This window comes from Ligilactobacillus salitolerans, from assembly GCF_003864415.1.
Lineage (GTDB): Bacteria > Bacillota > Bacilli > Lactobacillales > Lactobacillaceae > Ligilactobacillus > Ligilactobacillus salitolerans.
Genome location: NZ_BFFP01000073.1, coordinates 1,445 through 2,114 on the forward strand (window position 1 = coordinate 1,445; position 670 = coordinate 2,114).

Genomic DNA, 670 nt, shown 5'->3' on the forward strand with positions numbered 1-670 from the left:
ACCGCTTGTGCGGGCCCCCGTCAATTCCTTTGAGTTTCAATCTTGCGATCGTACTCCCCAGGCGGAATGCTTACTGCGTTAGCTGCGGCACTGAAGGGCGGAAACCCTCCAACACCTAGCATTCATCGTTTACGGCGTGGACTACCAGGGTATCTAATCCTGTTCGCTCCCCACGCTTTCGAACCTCAGCGTCAGTTACAGACCAGAGAGCCGCTTTCGCCACTGGTGTTCTTCCATATATCTACGCATTTCACCGCTACACATGGAGTTCCACTCTCCTCTTCTGCACTCAAGTCTTCCAGTTTCCAATGCACTTCTCCGGTTAAGCCGAAGGCTTTCACATCAGACTTAAAAGACCGCCTGCGTTCCCTTTACGCCCAATAAATCCGGACAACGCTTGCCACCTACGTATTACCGCGGCTGCTGGCACGTAGTTAGCCGTGACTTGCTAGTCAGATACCGTCAGCGCACTAACAGTTACTTTAGCACGTGTTCTTCTCTGACAACAGTGTTTTACGATCCGAAGACCTTCTTCACACACGCGGCGTTGCTCCATCAGACTTTCGTCCATTGTGGAAGATTCCCTACTGCTGCCTCCCGTAGGAGTTTGGGCCGTGTCTCAGTCCCAATGTGGCCGATCAACCTCTCAGTTCGGCTACGTATCATCACC

1 rRNA gene (only partly in view) is annotated in these 670 nt (G+C 52.5%); it reads right to left on the bottom strand.

The annotated features are described in order from the left end of the window. A 16S ribosomal RNA gene (locus tag LFYK43_RS12745) occupies positions 1–670 on the bottom strand (its annotated part extends 1,170 nt beyond the left edge of the window); the annotation flags it as partial.